The 13,320-nt window shown below is 71.1% G+C and carries 11 protein-coding genes; 9 read left to right on the forward strand and 2 right to left on the reverse strand.

The genetic code is table 11. The annotated features are described in order from the left end of the window. The first annotated feature begins 16 nt into the window (after positions 1-16). Positions 17-727: a DUF402 domain-containing protein gene (locus tag ACFYZJ_RS16885; RefSeq protein WP_388568302.1), complete on the forward strand. Its 711-nt coding sequence runs from the start codon at positions 17-19 to the stop codon at positions 725-727. Positions 728-1,001: 274 nt separating this feature from the next. Further along, positions 1,002-3,119: a SpoIIE family protein phosphatase gene (locus ACFYZJ_RS16890; RefSeq protein WP_388568304.1), complete on the forward strand. Its 2,118-nt coding sequence runs from the start codon at positions 1,002-1,004 to the stop codon at positions 3,117-3,119. A gap of 71 nt (positions 3,120-3,190) precedes the next feature. On the opposite strand, the gene ACFYZJ_RS16895 is transcribed toward ACFYZJ_RS16890, so the two are convergent. After that, positions 3,191-5,602, reverse strand: a complete 2,412-nt coding sequence (locus tag ACFYZJ_RS16895; protein ID WP_388568306.1) for a transglycosylase domain-containing protein — start codon at positions 5,600-5,602, stop codon at positions 3,191-3,193. A 238-nt stretch (positions 5,603-5,840) separates the two neighbouring features. Here ACFYZJ_RS16895 and ACFYZJ_RS16900 point away from each other — a divergent pair, with 238 nt between their 5' ends. The 5 genes from ACFYZJ_RS16900 to ACFYZJ_RS16920 all read left to right on the forward strand — a co-directional run bounded on the left by ACFYZJ_RS16900 (position 5,841) and on the right by ACFYZJ_RS16920 (position 10,776). Next, on the forward strand, positions 5,841-6,779 hold the full coding sequence (locus ACFYZJ_RS16900) for an SPFH domain-containing protein (protein WP_388568308.1): 939 nt from the start codon (positions 5,841-5,843) through the stop codon (positions 6,777-6,779). Beyond that, complete coding sequence (locus tag ACFYZJ_RS16905) at positions 6,725-7,024, forward strand: hypothetical protein (protein WP_388568310.1); 300 nt, start codon at positions 6,725-6,727, stop codon at positions 7,022-7,024. The genes ACFYZJ_RS16900 and ACFYZJ_RS16905 overlap by 55 nt, the downstream gene beginning before the upstream one ends. A gap of 214 nt (positions 7,025-7,238) precedes the next feature. Further along, entirely contained in the window at positions 7,239-7,763 is a 525-nt protein-coding gene (locus ACFYZJ_RS16910; protein ID WP_388568313.1) for a PadR family transcriptional regulator, read from the forward strand. Then, positions 7,760-8,449, forward strand: coding sequence for an ABC transporter ATP-binding protein (locus ACFYZJ_RS16915; protein WP_388568316.1), 690 nt, complete (start codon positions 7,760-7,762; stop codon positions 8,447-8,449). The genes ACFYZJ_RS16910 and ACFYZJ_RS16915 overlap by 4 nt, the downstream gene beginning before the upstream one ends. Continuing rightward, complete coding sequence (locus ACFYZJ_RS16920; protein WP_388568318.1) at positions 8,446-10,776, forward strand: ABC transporter permease; 2,331 nt, start codon at positions 8,446-8,448, stop codon at positions 10,774-10,776. Before ACFYZJ_RS16915 ends, ACFYZJ_RS16920 begins: the two co-directional genes overlap by 4 nt. A 12-nt stretch (positions 10,777-10,788) precedes the next feature. On the opposite strand, the gene ACFYZJ_RS16925 is transcribed toward ACFYZJ_RS16920, so the two are convergent. Continuing rightward, the gene (locus ACFYZJ_RS16925; protein WP_388568321.1) at positions 10,789-11,805 is read right to left on the reverse strand and encodes a LysR substrate-binding domain-containing protein; all 1,017 of its coding nucleotides are present in this window, start codon (positions 11,803-11,805) and stop codon (positions 10,789-10,791) included. A gap of 152 nt (positions 11,806-11,957) precedes the next feature. Between ACFYZJ_RS16925 and ACFYZJ_RS16930 the strand changes: the two genes are divergently transcribed. Together ACFYZJ_RS16930 and ACFYZJ_RS16935 are read left to right on the forward strand one after the other, a co-directional pair. Then, positions 11,958-12,512, forward strand: a complete 555-nt coding sequence (locus tag ACFYZJ_RS16930; RefSeq protein ID WP_388568324.1) for a peroxiredoxin — start codon at positions 11,958-11,960, stop codon at positions 12,510-12,512. Positions 12,513-12,515: 3 nt separating this feature from the next. Then, positions 12,516-13,049 (forward strand): alkyl hydroperoxide reductase, encoded by a 534-nt coding sequence (locus ACFYZJ_RS16935; protein WP_388568327.1) that lies wholly within the window; start codon positions 12,516-12,518, stop codon positions 13,047-13,049. The last annotated feature ends 271 nt before the right edge of the window (positions 13,050-13,320 follow it).

The raw sequence follows: 13,320 nt of genomic DNA on the forward strand, positions 1-13,320 counted from the left end.
CACCTAATATCTGTGCATGGCGGAGGGTGGAGCGGTGAGACGAGTGGAAGCGGGCGAAACGCGCGAAGCCGATGGGGTGACGGGGCGCTGGGCACCCGGCGACCAGATTCTGTGGCGGTACCGGCAGAACGCCGGTGAGCGCTTCCACATCGCCCGCCCCGTGACCGTCGTACGCGACGACCCCGACCTGCTCGCCGTGTGGATGGCGCCGGGAACGACGTGTGTGAAGCCCGTCCTCGCCGACGGCACGCCACTGCACGCCGAACCGCTCCGGACCCGCTACACCAAGCCGCGCGCCGTGCAGCTCGACCGCTGGTTCGGTACCGGCGTGCTGAAGTTGGCCCAGCCCGGTCAGCCCTGGTCGGTGTGGCTGTTCTGGGAGCCGGGCTGGCGCTTCAAGAACTGGTACGTCAACCTGGAGGAGCCGCTGGTGCGCTGGGCGGGCGGGGTCGACTCCGAGGATCACTTCCTGGACATCTGCGTCTACCCGGACCGCAGTTGGGGCTGGCGCGACGAGGACGAGTTCGCCCAGGCCCAGCAGGACGGGCTGATCAGCCCTCAGCTCGCCGAGCGGGTACGGGAGGCCGGACGGTCCGCGGTGGAGGTGATCCGCGCCTGGGGCACGCCGTTCTCGGACGGCTGGCAGCACTGGCGTCCCGATCCGTCCTGGTCGGTGCCACGACTGCCGGACGACTGGGACCGCACTCCCGCGTACATGACCTCGTGAGACCCTTGTTGCGCCCCCGCGGTACAACCGTAGGATCGTCCTCCGCAAGGGTGCACCACAGCAACTCCCGCAGTAAGCGCTGGGCTTGACCGAACGTCACCGAGGGGCGGCAGGACGTGAGCGAGGGGTACGAGGGCCACACCGGGACAGCTCGTGAGACCGGTGTCCCAGGAACGGCGTGTGACCTGGCGGGAAATCCGTTCCTGGGACATGTATTCCGGGTATCGGCTTCACTGCGGGACGAACTGCACGCACGGCGCGCAGCCCCGGACGGATGGATTCGACACGCGTGACGGAGCACCCGACCTCCCACGAGCGCCCACAGCCGGGCGTCGGCCCCGCGGAGCCCCGCGGGGCGCTCCTGCGTGCCCCGGAGCCGCTGACCCCACCGCCGGCCACGGCCTTACCCGCACAGACCCGGGCGGGCGACCCGCCCGCCTCCCCCGCCGCGCCGCTGCCCTGCGCCCAGCACGGATCGTCGGGCTCTTCGGGCGGCGCCTCGACCCCGTTGCCCGCGGCGGGCGGCGCCGAGCACTCCCAGCCGGCCGCCGACGAACCCGACGCGCACCGGCCGCGTCCGGCCCCGGAGGTGATCCCGGTCCAGCCGAGCGGGGAGCAGAACCGTCCCGCCGCCCCGCCCGGCGGCCAGGAGCGGCGCACCGGTCAGGGCCGGCCGAGCGGGCCCATGCCGATGCGGCGCGACGGCGACCGGCTGCGTTTCGTGGGCGCCGCGACCCGGCGGATCGCGCGCGGGATCGACCTGGACGAGATCGTGATGGGCCTGTGCCGGGCCACGGTGCCGACGTTCTCGGACGCGATCCTGGTGTATCTGCGCGACCCGCTGCCGGTGGGCGACGAGCGTCCCACCGGGCCCCTGGTGCTGCGGCTGCGGCGCACCGACCGGATACCGCAGGAGCGGGACCTGGAGGACGGCATCCTGCCGGTGCCGGTGCCGGAGGACTCCGGGGTCGTGGAGCTGAGCAACGAGCTGTGCGAGGTGCGGCCCGGGGGCGCGCTCGCCGAGGTGCTGCGCGGGGTGCGGCCGGTGTTCGCGGACGCGCCCGCCGCCAGGGCCGCGCTGCCCGAACTGCTCGGTGACGACCTGACGATCCCCCCGGGTCAGCGCGCCATTCTCGCGCCGCTGCGCGGGCGGCGCCGGGTGATCGGTGCCGTGCTGTTCCTGCGCCGCGCGGAGCGCCTGGCGTTCGAGGCGGAGGACCTGCTGGTCGCCGCGCAGCTCGCCACGCACAGCGCGCTCGGCATCGACAAGGCGGTGCTGTACGGCCGTGAGGCGTACATCGCGGACGAGCTGCAGCGCACGATGCTGCCGGAGACGCTGCCGAACCCGACGGGCGTACGGCTGGCGTCCCGCTACCTGCCGGCCGCCGAGACCGCGCGGGTGGGCGGCGACTGGTACGACGCGATTCCGCTGCCGGGCAGCCGGGTCGCGCTCGTCGTGGGTGACGTGATGGGCCACTCCATGACATCCGCGGCGATCATGGGTCAGCTGCGGACCACGGCCCAGACGCTGGCCGGGCTCGACCTGCCGCCGCAGGAGGTGCTGCACCACCTCGACGAGCAGGCGCAGCGGCTCGGCACCGACCGCATGGCCACCTGCCTGTACGCGGTGTACGACCCGGTCTCGCACCGGATCACCATCGCCAACGCGGGCCATCCGCCGCCGGTCCTGCTGCACCTGGGCGGCCGGGCCGAGGTGCTGCGGGTGCCGGCGGGCGCGCCCATCGGCGTCGGCGGCGTGGACTTCGAGGCGGTGGAGCTGGACGCGCCCGCCGGGGCCACCCTGCTGCTGTACACCGACGGGCTGGTCGAGTCGCGTCTGCGGGATGTGTGGACCGGTATAGAGCAGCTGCGGGAGAAGCTCGCCGCGACCGCCCGGCTCACCGGTGCCGACCACCCGCCGCCGCTGGAGGCGTTGTGCGACGAGGTGCTCGACATGCTCGGGCCCGGCGACCGTGACGACGACATCGCGCTGCTCGCCGCCCGCTTCGACGGGATCGCGCCGAGCGATGTCGCGTACTGGGTGCTGGAGCCCGAGGACGCGGCGCCGAGCCGGGCGCGGCGGCTGGCGCGCCGGGCGCTCGACCGCTGGGGGCTGCAGGAGCTGACGGACTCGGTGGAGCTGCTGGTCAGCGAGGTCGTCACGAACGCCGTGCGATATGCGTCGCGTCCGGTCACGCTGCGGCTGCTGCGCACCGATGTGCTGCGCTGTGAAGTCGGCGACGACGTGCCGCAGCTGCCGCGTCTGCGGCAGGCACGGGCCACGGACGAGGGCGGCCGGGGGCTGTACCTGGTGAACCGGCTGGCGAGGCGCTGGGGCGCGACCCGGCTGAGCACCGGCAAGGTGGTGTGGTTCGAGCTGAACCGAGGCTGAGGGCCTCTGGTACGACAACGCGAAGGGCGCCCGGTGGCCGGTCCACCGGGCGCCCTTCGCGTCGACAGGGCCTACTGCCCGCCGTTGGGATTGAGGGGATTCGCCGGCGGCGTCGGCCTCGTCGGAGAGTTGGTCGGCGACGGCGGGGCCGAGCTCGTCGGAGGCTTGCTCGTGGTGGGCGACGTCGACGGCGGGGCCGAGGTCGTCGGGGGATGGGTCGTCGGCTTCTGCGAGGTCGGCGTCGACGACGGTGAGGTGGTCGGCGACTGTGAGAGGGTCGGCGTCACGCTCGGCTGGACCGCCGCGCCCTGGGTGGTGTCCAGGTCGAACTTGCTGACCTGGCCCATCGCCTCGAAGGTGTAGGAGGCCCAGATCTGCGCCGGGTAACTACCGCCGTTGATACGGCCGCTCGGGCTGCCCGGGACGTCGCCCGTGGCACCCGTCATCGGGACCTGGGCGTGGGACTTGGGGTCCTCGCCGAACAGGCCGACGGAGGTGACCAGGTCCGGCGTGTAGCCGGTGAACCAGGCCGACTTGTTGTTGTCGGAGGTACCCGTCTTGCCGGCGACCTGCTGACCGCCGCGCGCCGGGTTGTCCGCCACCGACTCCTTGGCCGTACCGTCGTCGACCACGCCGGTGAGCACGGAGGTGACGGTGTCGGCGGCCTGGCGGCTGATGACCTGGTCGCCGATCGGGTTCGGCAGGGTGACCGTACGGTCCTTGTGCTCGGCCGACTTCAGGATCGTCGGGGTGACTTTCTTGCCGTGGTTGTCGAGGGTGGCGTAGATGCCGGCCATCTCCAGCGGGCTCGCGCCCATCGAGCCCAGCGTCTGGGCGGGAACCGCCTGCATGCCCTTGGTGTCCATGCCGAGCTTGCCGGCGACGCTCATCACCTTGTCCATGCCCACGTCGACGCCCATCTGCGCGAAGACGGAGTTGACGGACTTGTTCATCGCCGTCTGGACGGTGATGGGGCCGTAGTTCTGCTTGTCCTCGTTCGGCGGGCCGAAGCCGACCTGGGTGCCGTTGTCCACGACCTGGCGGCCGCTGGTGCCGTCGTAGACGGTGTTGGCGTCGATCCCCCGGCCGTCCTGCGTCTTGGCGCCCTCGTCCAGGGCGGCGGCGAAGATGATCGGCTTGAAGGTGGAGGCGACCTGGTAGTCGCGGCGGGTCGCGTTGTCGGTGAAGTGCTTGAAGTAGTCGACGCCGCCGTACAGGGCGAGGACCTTGCCCGTCTTCGGGTCGACCGAGGCGGCTCCGGCCTGCACGGCGCCGTCGACGGAACGCTTCTTCGGGTCGAGTTTGCTGGTCAGCTGGTCCTTGACGGACTGCTCCAGCTCTTTCTCCCGCTTCTTGTCGATGTTGAGCGTGATGGTCCAGCCGCCCGCCCTGACCAGCGCCTCGGCGTCACCGAGGGAGGACGCGGTGCCCTGGGCGACGAGCTGCCTCTCCAGCTCGGCGTTCGCCTCGTCCACCAGGTAGCCGGTCTGCCCCTCCATGCCGGGCGCGCCCCTGGGCGCCTTGGGCACCGGGAACTTCATGGCCTGGCGCTTGCTCGCGTCCAGCCAGTGCATCTGGACCATGTTGTTCAGGACGTAGTTCCAGCGGGCCTGCGCCAGCTGCTTGCCGGTGTCGGTGGCGATCGCCCAGTCGTACTGGTTCGGCGCCTGGAGCAGGGCGGCCAGGTAGGCGCCCTCCTCCACCGTGAGGTTCTTGGCGTCCTTGCGGTAGTACGCCTGCGCCGCGGCCTGGATGCCGTAGGCGCCCCGGCCGTAGTAGCTGGTGTTGATGTAGCCCGCGAGGATGTAGTTCTTGGACTTCTTGCGGTCCAGCTTCAGCGAGATGACCAGTTCCTTCAGCTTGCGCGTGACGGTCTGGTTCTGGTTCAGGTAGTAGTTCTTGACGTACTGCTGGGTGATCGTCGAACCGCCCTGCGCGCCCTTGCCGGAGAGCGTGTTGAGGATGCCGCGGGCGGTGCCCCTCAGGTCGACGCCGGCGTCCTGGTAGAAGGTCTTGTTCTCGGCCGCGACGAAGGTGTGCTGGACGGGCAGGGGGACCTGGGCGAGGTCGACCGCCTCGCGGTTGAGCTTGCCGCTGCGGGCGAGGATCGAGCCGTCGCTGTACTTGTAGACGTTGCTCTGCACCGTCGCGTCGGCGTTCGCCGCCGCCGGTATCGGCGTCAGCAGGTACAGCGCCACGAACGCGCCCATGACCAGCAGCACGAAGCCGAAGAGGGAGCCGAGGACGGTCTTCCAGGTGAAGAAGCGGCGTATGCCGCTCTTACCGCTCTTACCGCTCTTGCCCTTTCCGTGGCTCCTCGCGGCGGCCCGCGCGGCGGCCCGGCCGCCGACCGGTGCGGCGCCCGGTGCGGCGCCCGGACCGACCGCGCCGGCCGACGGGGACCCGGTCGTCCTGGGCGAGCGCTTGGGCGCCGCGCGGCGGCCACCGCGCTGCCGCGCTCGTCTCTCTTCCGCTCGTCCCATGGCTCGATCCGCTCCGCTTCACTCTCGTGGGTCACACAGGTGCGTGGTTCAGGTCAGCTCAGAAAGCTAACACCGCGCGGTATGACAAAGGGTTGTCGATCACGTCTTTTACGGACGTGAGATCCAGCACCCGTCCCATCCGAACCGACGTGCAGGAGGAGTGGAAGGTTGTCCGCGAGGGTAATGTGCTATCACTTAGATACTCAGAAGCTAGAGACGAAAACGGGGGAGACCACCCATGTCGACACAAGCCACCACCTCCGCCGCCACGGGCATACCGGAGATGCCCAGTCCGGGCGTGCGGGAGTTCCCGGCGCACAGCATCGGCGGCGGAGCGGCGCTGCTGCTCGGATTGATGGGGCTGGTGCTGGGCGTCGGCCTGGTCGCCGCCGGGTCGACGGTCGCCGGGTCCGGCGCCAGGGCCGCACTCATCGTGGTCGGCGTGCTGATCGGCCTCGCGGCGTTCCTCGCGATGTGCGGTCTGAACACGGTGGCGCCGGGCGAGGCGCGGGTGGTGCAGCTCTTCGGGCGCTACCGCGGCACCATCCGGCAGGACGGGCTGCGCTGGGTGAACCCCTTCACCTCGCGCACGAAGATCTCCACCCGCGTGCGCAACCACGAGACCGCCGTCCTGAAGGTCAACGACGCCTACGGCAACCCGATCGAGCTGGCCGCGGTGGTGGTCTGGAAGGTGGAGGACACGGCCCAGGCCACGTTCGAGGTGGACGACTTCCTGGAGTTCGTCGGCACCCAGACCGAGGCGGCCGTGCGGCACATCGCGATCGAGTACCCGTACGACGCCCATGAGGAGGGCGGGCTCTCGCTGCGCGGGAACGCCGAGGAGATCACCGAGAAGCTCGCCGCCGAGCTGCACGCGCGCGTGGAGGCCGCCGGGGTGCGGATCGTCGAGTCGCGGTTCACGCACCTCGCGTACGCTCCGGAGATCGCCTCGGCGATGCTCCAGCGGCAGCAGGCCGGGGCGGTGGTCGCGGCGCGGCGGCAGATCGTGGACGGTGCGGTCGGCATGGTCGAGGCGGCGCTCGCCCGGATCGCGGAGAGAGACATCGTGGAGCTGGACGAGGAGCGGAAGGCGGCGATGGTGTCAAACCTGATGGTGGTGCTGTGCGGGGACCGGGCCCCGCAGCCGGTCCTGAACACGGGGTCCCTCTACCAGTGACGACTCCCTCCGGGGGCGCGAACCCCCAGCGTCGGCCGCAGCAGCGCAAGCAGGTGCTGCTGCGGCTCGACCCGTCGGTGTACGAGGCGCTGGCGCGGTGGGCCTCGGACGAACTGCGCTCGGCGAACGCGCAGATCGAGTTCCTGCTGCGGCGGGCCCTGGCGGAGGCGGGGCGCCTGCCGCGCGGGGCGAAGCCGATTCCCCGCCGGGGGCGGCCGCCGGCTTCGGGCGACCCGGAAGCGTAGGCGCTGCCCGGGGCTCGCCTCCAGACGCGTATCGGCCTTCGGCCTCCTCCTCACGCGCCGGACCGGCCGGAGATGTCGGAACAGCCCGGGTCGGCGGCAGGCCGCGTAGCAGAACTGTGACAATCGGCCCCCACCTGCGGGCGCTCACCCGCCGCCACGGCCTATACGCGGCATGTATACGCAAGGCGTATACACAGTGTGTACAGTTCTTGGCATGTCCATCGGTCACACCCTCCTAGGACTCCTGGAGTCCGGGCCCCGCCACGGCTACGACCTGAAGCGGGCCTTCGACGAGAAGTTCGGTCAGGACCGGCCGCTGCACTACGGCCAGGTCTACTCGACGATGTCCCGGCTGCTGAAGAACGGGCTCGTCGAGGTCGACGGGATCGAGCCGGGCGGCGGCCCCGAGCGCAAGCGGTACGCGATCACCGAGGCCGGCGTCACCGACGTCCAGCGGTGGCTGGCGACACCGGAGAAGCCGGAGCCGTATCTGCAGTCGACCCTGTACACCAAGGTGGTCATCGCCCTCCTCACCCACCGCGACGCGGCCGGCATCCTGGACACCCAGCGCGCCGAGCACCTGCGGATGATGCGGATCCTGACCGACCGCAAACGCAAGGGCGACCTGGCCGACCAGCTGATCTGCGACCACGCCCTGTTCCACCTGGAGGCCGACCTGCGCTGGCTGGAGCTGACCGCCGCGCGTCTGGCCAAGCTCGCCGAGGCGGTGGCCGAGTGACTGCTCCCGCCGGTTCCCTGCTCGCCGCCGAGGGCCTGCGCAAGGCGTACGGGCCCACCGTCGCCCTGGACGGAGCCGAGTTCTCCATCCACCCCGGCGAGATCGTCGCCGTCATGGGCCCCTCCGGGTCGGGCAAGTCGACCCTGCTGCACTGTCTGGCCGGGATCGTGCCACCGGATGCCGGCTCCATCATCTACAACGGCCGCGAGATGGCCGGTATGAGCGATGCCGAACGCAGCCTGCTGCGGCGCAGCGAGTTCGGGTTCGTCTTCCAGTTCGGGCAACTCGTCCCCGAGCTGACCTGCGTGGAGAACGTGGCGCTGCCGCTGCGGCTGAACGGCACCTCCCGCAAACAGGCCGAGCAGGCCGCCCTGTCCTGGATGGGTCGGCTGGAGGTCGACGACCTCGCGGGCAAGCGGCCCGGTGAGATATCCGGTGGCCAGGGCCAGCGCGTCGCCGTGGCCCGCGCCCTGGTCACCGGCCCGCGCGTGCTCTTCGCCGACGAGCCCACCGGCGCCCTCGACTCGCTCAACGGCGAGCGCGTGATGGAACTGCTCACCGAGGCGGCCCGCTCCACCAACGCCGCCGTCGTCCTGGTCACGCACGAAGCGCGGGTGGCGGCCTACTCGGACCGCGAGATCGTCGTGCGTGACGGCAGGTCCCGGGACATGGAGCGCCTCGTATGAGCGCCAGGCAGTGGTCGAAGGACCTGGCCATGGGTGTCAGGTTCGCGTTCAGCAGTGGACGTGAGGGATGGGTCCGGCTCCTGCTGACCGGCTTCGGCGTCGGACTCGGCGTCGCCCTGCTCCTGCTCACCACCGCCCTCCCCAACGCGCTCGCGGTACGGCACGAGCGGGACAACGCACGCGCGGACCACACCTTCAGCCAGGAGCCGAAGCCGAAGGCCGACAACACCCTGGTGATCGCCGACGTCGACACCACCTTCCGGCAGAAGGACATCCGCGGCCGGGTGATGGAGCCCGAGGGCGCCCGGGCGCCGCTGCCGCCCGGTCTCGACAGGTTCCCGGAGCCGGGCACGATGGTCGTCTCCCCCGCCCTGAAGAAACTGCTCCAGTCCGACGACGGCGCCCTGCTGCGGCAGCGGCTGCCGTACCGGATCACCGGCACCATCGGGGAGAGCGGGCTCATCGGCTCGCACGAACTGGCCTACTACGCGGGCGCCAAGGGGCTCGCGGCGAAGATCAACGCCCCGGACGTGGCACGTATCGACATGTTCGGGCCCGACGGGACCGCGTCCGAGAAGGCGGACCCCGTCCTGCTCCTGCTGACCCTGGTCGTCTTCGTCGTCCTGCTCATGCCCGTCGGCGTCTTCATCGCCGCGGCGGTGCGGTTCGGCGGGGAACGGCGTGACCGCAGGCTGGCGGCGCTGCGGCTCGTGGGTTCGGACAGCGGGATGACCCGGCGGATCGCCGCCGGTGAGGCGCTCGCGGGGGCACTGCTCGGACTGCTCTTCGGCACCGCCTTCTTCCTGCTCGGACGTCAGCTCGCCGCCTCGGTCGAGGTGTTCGGAGTCAGTGTCTTCCCCAGCTACCTGAACCCCTCTCCCACGCTGGCCCTGCTCGTGGCGGTCGCGGTCCCGGCGGCCGCGGTGCTGGTCACCCTGTTCGCGCTGCGCGGTGTGGTCATCGAACCGCTCGGGGTGGTGCGCACCGCGAAGCCCGCGCGGCGTCGGCTGTGGTGGCGGCTGCTGCTGCCGCTGGCCGGACTCGCGATGCTCTACCCGATGGTCGGCAAGGGCCACGACAACGGGAGCTTCAACGAGTACCTGGTCGTCGGGGGTGTCCTGCTGCTGCTGGTCGGCGTCACCGCGCTGCTGCCCTGGGTCGTCGAGACGGCCGTCGCCCGACTGAACTCGGGCGGCGTGGCCTGGCAACTGGCCGTGCGCAGGCTCCAGTTGAGCAGCGGCACCGCCGCCCGCATGGTCAACGGCATCGCCGTGGCGGTGGCCGGCGCGATCGCCCTGCAGATGCTGTTCTCCGGCGTCGAGGGCGACTACACGAAGATGGCGCGCCAGGACGTGTCACGGGCGCAGATGCAGGTGAGCCTGGCGAGCGACGTCCCGGTCGCCGCAGCCGCCGAGGAGTTCGGCCGGACCAAGGGCGTGCGCCAGGTCATGGCGTTCTCCGGTTCCGAGATGGGCGACCGGCGCAAGGACCCGCAGACCAGCAGTCAGGTGACGGTCGGCGACTGCTCCTCCCTGCGCGAGCTGGCGCACCTCCCCTCGTGCCGCGACGGCGACGTCTTCGTGCTGCGGGGCTCCGAGGGCGACACCGACACGCCGGCCCTGGCCAAGCCCGGCCGCACCCTCTACCTCGGCCCTTCGTACGGCGCCGAGAAGGGCACGGAGTTCGCCTGGACGGTGCCGTGGGGCCTCAAGCAGGCGCAGTCCCGCAAGGACCCGACCGGGGTGAAGCGAGGCGGCTTCCTCTTCACCCGCGGGGCGCTGCCCCCGCAGGCGGAGCGCGGTTTCCGCGGGGAGATCTACCTCGCGCTCGACCGCTCGGTTCGGGACGCCCCCGACTTCGTACGGAACACCGCGGCCCGGGTCGCCCCGTTCTCGAACCCCCTGACGTGGGCGGCCACCGAGCAGTCGGTGCGGTTCACCTCCATCCGCAGGGGGTTGTTCGTGGGCGCCACGTGCGTACTGATGCTGATCGGCGCGAGCCTGCTGGTGTCCCAGCTGGAGCAGTTGCGCGAACGCAGGAAGCTGCTGTCGTCGCTGGTCGCCTTCGGCACCCGGCGCCGCACGCTGAGCCTGTCGGTGCTGTGGCAGACGGCGATCCCCATCGCGCTCGGCCTGCTGCTGGCCTCGGTGGTCGGTCTGACACTGGGCGCCGTGCTGCTGAAGATGTCCGGCGCCACGGTGAGCGTCGACTGGGCGAGCGTGCTGACGATGACCGGTATCGGCGCGGGGGTGGTGCTGCTGGTGACCGCGCTCAGCCTGCCTCCGCTGCTGCGGCTGATGCGGCCGGACGGACTGCGCACGGAGTAGGCGGGCCCCTTGTCAGTCCTCCGGCCCCAACACCCGTACGGGGAGCGGCCGCAGCGCCTCACGCAGGGCCGCGGCCAGCTCCTCGTACTCGGCACCCCGCGCGGCGCCCGCGCGCATGGCGAAGGCGACGCGCCGGGCGGGGGCCGGGTCCGCGAAGTAGCCGGTGCGGAGCCGGCCGTTGCGGGTGGTCTCCACCTCGACCGCGGTCCGCGGCAGGAGGGTGACACCGAGGCCGCCCGCGACGAGCTGGACGAGGGTGGACAGCCCGGCCGCGGTCGTCGTCACCGGGACGCCCTCCCGCCTCCCACCACCACCCTCAACCGAGGGGCTTCGCCCCGCCCCGCTGATTCCGCGTCCCGCCTCCCGGCAGATGTCGAGGGCCTGGTCGCGCAGGCAGTGCCCTTCGTCCAGGAGCAGCAGGTTCAGCTCGCGCAGCGCCTCGCGGGGTATCCCGTCCCGGCCGCCGAGCCAGTGGTCGAGCGGGGTGACGAGGACGAAGTCCTCGTCGAAGAGGGGGAGTTCGGTGACGCCGGGCACGCCCAGGGGGACGGCGAGCAGCAGCAGGTCGAGGCGGCCGGTGGTCAGCCCGTCGAGCAGGTTCGCGGTCTGCTCCTCGTGGACCTGCAGGTCGAGGTGCGGATAGCGGTCGTGGACGAGGTTGAGGACGGTGGGCAGCAGGTACGGTGCGACCGTCGGGATCACGCCGAGCCGCAGCGCCCCGGTGAAGGGGGCGCGGACGGCCTCGGCCTCCTCCATCAGCGCGCCGACCTCCTCCAGCACCGCCTTGGCCCGTACGGCGAGGCGCTCGCCGGCGGGTGACAGGAGCACCTTGCGGGTGGTGCGCTCCAGCAGGGTGACGCCGAGGACCTCCTCCAGGGCGGAGACGGCGCCCGACAGGGCGGGCTGGCTCATACCGATCGCGGCGGCGGCGTCCCGGAAGTGGAGGTGCTCGGCGACGGCGGCGAAGGCCCGCAGCTGGGCGAGCGTGGGCTGGCGGCGCCCGTTGGTCCTGGTCCCACCCACGGCCATGCTCTTACTCCAGGTTACTGATAGCTGACACCGATCAACACGACCGAGTGTAGCTATTTCCCTAATCAATGCACCCTGTGCCAGCATCGGAACAGTCCAACCCATGAGAAGCACCTTGTGCTCGAGGTGCTTCTGTGCTGCAAGGAGAGCACGTGCTCACTGTCGGTGACAAGTTCCCCGAGTTCGAACTGACCGCCTGCGTCTCGCTGGAGAAGGGCAAGGAGTTCGAGCAGATCAACCACAAGACCTACGAGGGCAAGTGGAAGATCGTCTTTGCATGGCCCAAGGACTTCACCTTCGTGTGCCCTACCGAGATCGCGGCCTTCGGCAAGCTGAACGACGAGTTCGCCGACCGTGACGCCCAGATCCTCGGGTTCTCCGGCGACTCCGAGTTCGTGCACCACGCCTGGCGCAAGGACCACCCGGACCTGCGCGAGCTGCCGTTCCCGATGATGGCCGACTCCAAGCACGAGCTGATGCGCGCGCTGGGCATCGAGGGCGAGGACGGCTTCGCGCAGCGTGCTGTCTTCATCGTCGACCCGAACAACGAGATCCAGTTCACCATGGTGACGGCGGGCTCCGTGGGCCGTAACCCCAAGGAGGTCCTGCGGGTCCTGGACGCCCTGCAGACCGACGAGCTGTGCCCGTGCAACTGGAACAAGGGCGAGGACACCCTCGACCCGGTCAAGCTGCTGGCTGGTGAGTGACGTATGTCCCTCGACTCCCTGAAGTCCGCCCTGCCGGACTACGCCAAGGACCTGAAGCTCAACCTGGGCTCGGTCATCGGCAACTCCGAGCTGCCGGCGCAGCAGCTGTGGGGCACGGTGCTGGCGACGGCGATCGCGTCGCGCTCGGCGATCGTGCTGCGCGAGCTGGAGCCGGAGGCGAAGGCGAACCTCTCGCCGGAGGCGTACACCGCGGCGAAGTCCGCGGCGGCCGTCATGGCGATGAACAACGTCTTCTACCGCACGCGGCATCTGCTGTCGGACCACGAGTACGGCAGTCTGCGCGCGGGGCTGCGGATGAACGTCATCGGCAACCCCGGGGTCGACAAGGTCGACTTCGAGCTGTGGTCGTTCGCGGTGTCGGCGATCAATGGCTGCGGGATGTGCCTGGACTCGCACGAGCAGGTGCTGCGGAAGGCCGGGGTGGAGCGTGAGGTCATCCAGGAGGCCTTCAAGATCGCGTCTGTGATCCAGGCGGTCGGCGTGACGCTGGACGCGGAGGCGGTGCTCGCGGAGTAGTCCGCGGCAGCGCTCCGCTCGGGCCCCGTTCACCCTTGTGGTGGGCGGGGCCCGGCTGTTCGTCGCCCCCGCCGCCCCTACCCGTCCCATCCCCCGGGGCTCCGCCCCCGGGCTCCCCTCACCGGGGACTACGCCCCCTGGACCCCTCCCTGGGGGCTGCCGCCCCCAGCCCCCTGCCGCACGGACCGCGGTGGGCACGGCTCAGCCATCCCTGTTCTCGGTGGGGCCCGCGGGCTCGGCTCAGTCGGTCCCTGTCCTCGGCGGGCCCCGC

The sequence above is a fragment of the Streptomyces sp. NPDC001848 genome (assembly GCF_042891915.1).
In the GTDB taxonomy this organism is placed as follows: Bacteria; Actinomycetota; Actinomycetes; order Streptomycetales; family Streptomycetaceae; genus Streptomyces.

Coding starts and splice junctions, on each gene's coding strand:
- ACFYZJ_RS16885 (WP_388568302.1), top strand. CDS start 17: ATGGCGGAGGGTGGAGCGGTGAGACGAGTGGAAGCGGGCGAAACGCGC.
- ACFYZJ_RS16890 (WP_388568304.1), top strand. CDS start 1,002: ATGGATTCGACACGCGTGACGGAGCACCCGACCTCCCACGAGCGCCCA.
- ACFYZJ_RS16895 (WP_388568306.1), bottom strand. CDS start 5,602: ATGGGACGAGCGGAAGAGAGACGAGCGCGGCAGCGCGGTGGCCGCCGC.
- ACFYZJ_RS16900 (WP_388568308.1), top strand. CDS start 5,841: ATGTCGACACAAGCCACCACCTCCGCCGCCACGGGCATACCGGAGATG.
- ACFYZJ_RS16910 (WP_388568313.1), top strand. CDS start 7,239: ATGTCCATCGGTCACACCCTCCTAGGACTCCTGGAGTCCGGGCCCCGC.
- ACFYZJ_RS16920 (WP_388568318.1), top strand. CDS start 8,446: ATGAGCGCCAGGCAGTGGTCGAAGGACCTGGCCATGGGTGTCAGGTTC.
- ACFYZJ_RS16925 (WP_388568321.1), bottom strand. CDS start 11,805: ATGGCCGTGGGTGGGACCAGGACCAACGGGCGCCGCCAGCCCACGCTC.
- ACFYZJ_RS16935 (WP_388568327.1), top strand. CDS start 12,516: ATGTCCCTCGACTCCCTGAAGTCCGCCCTGCCGGACTACGCCAAGGAC.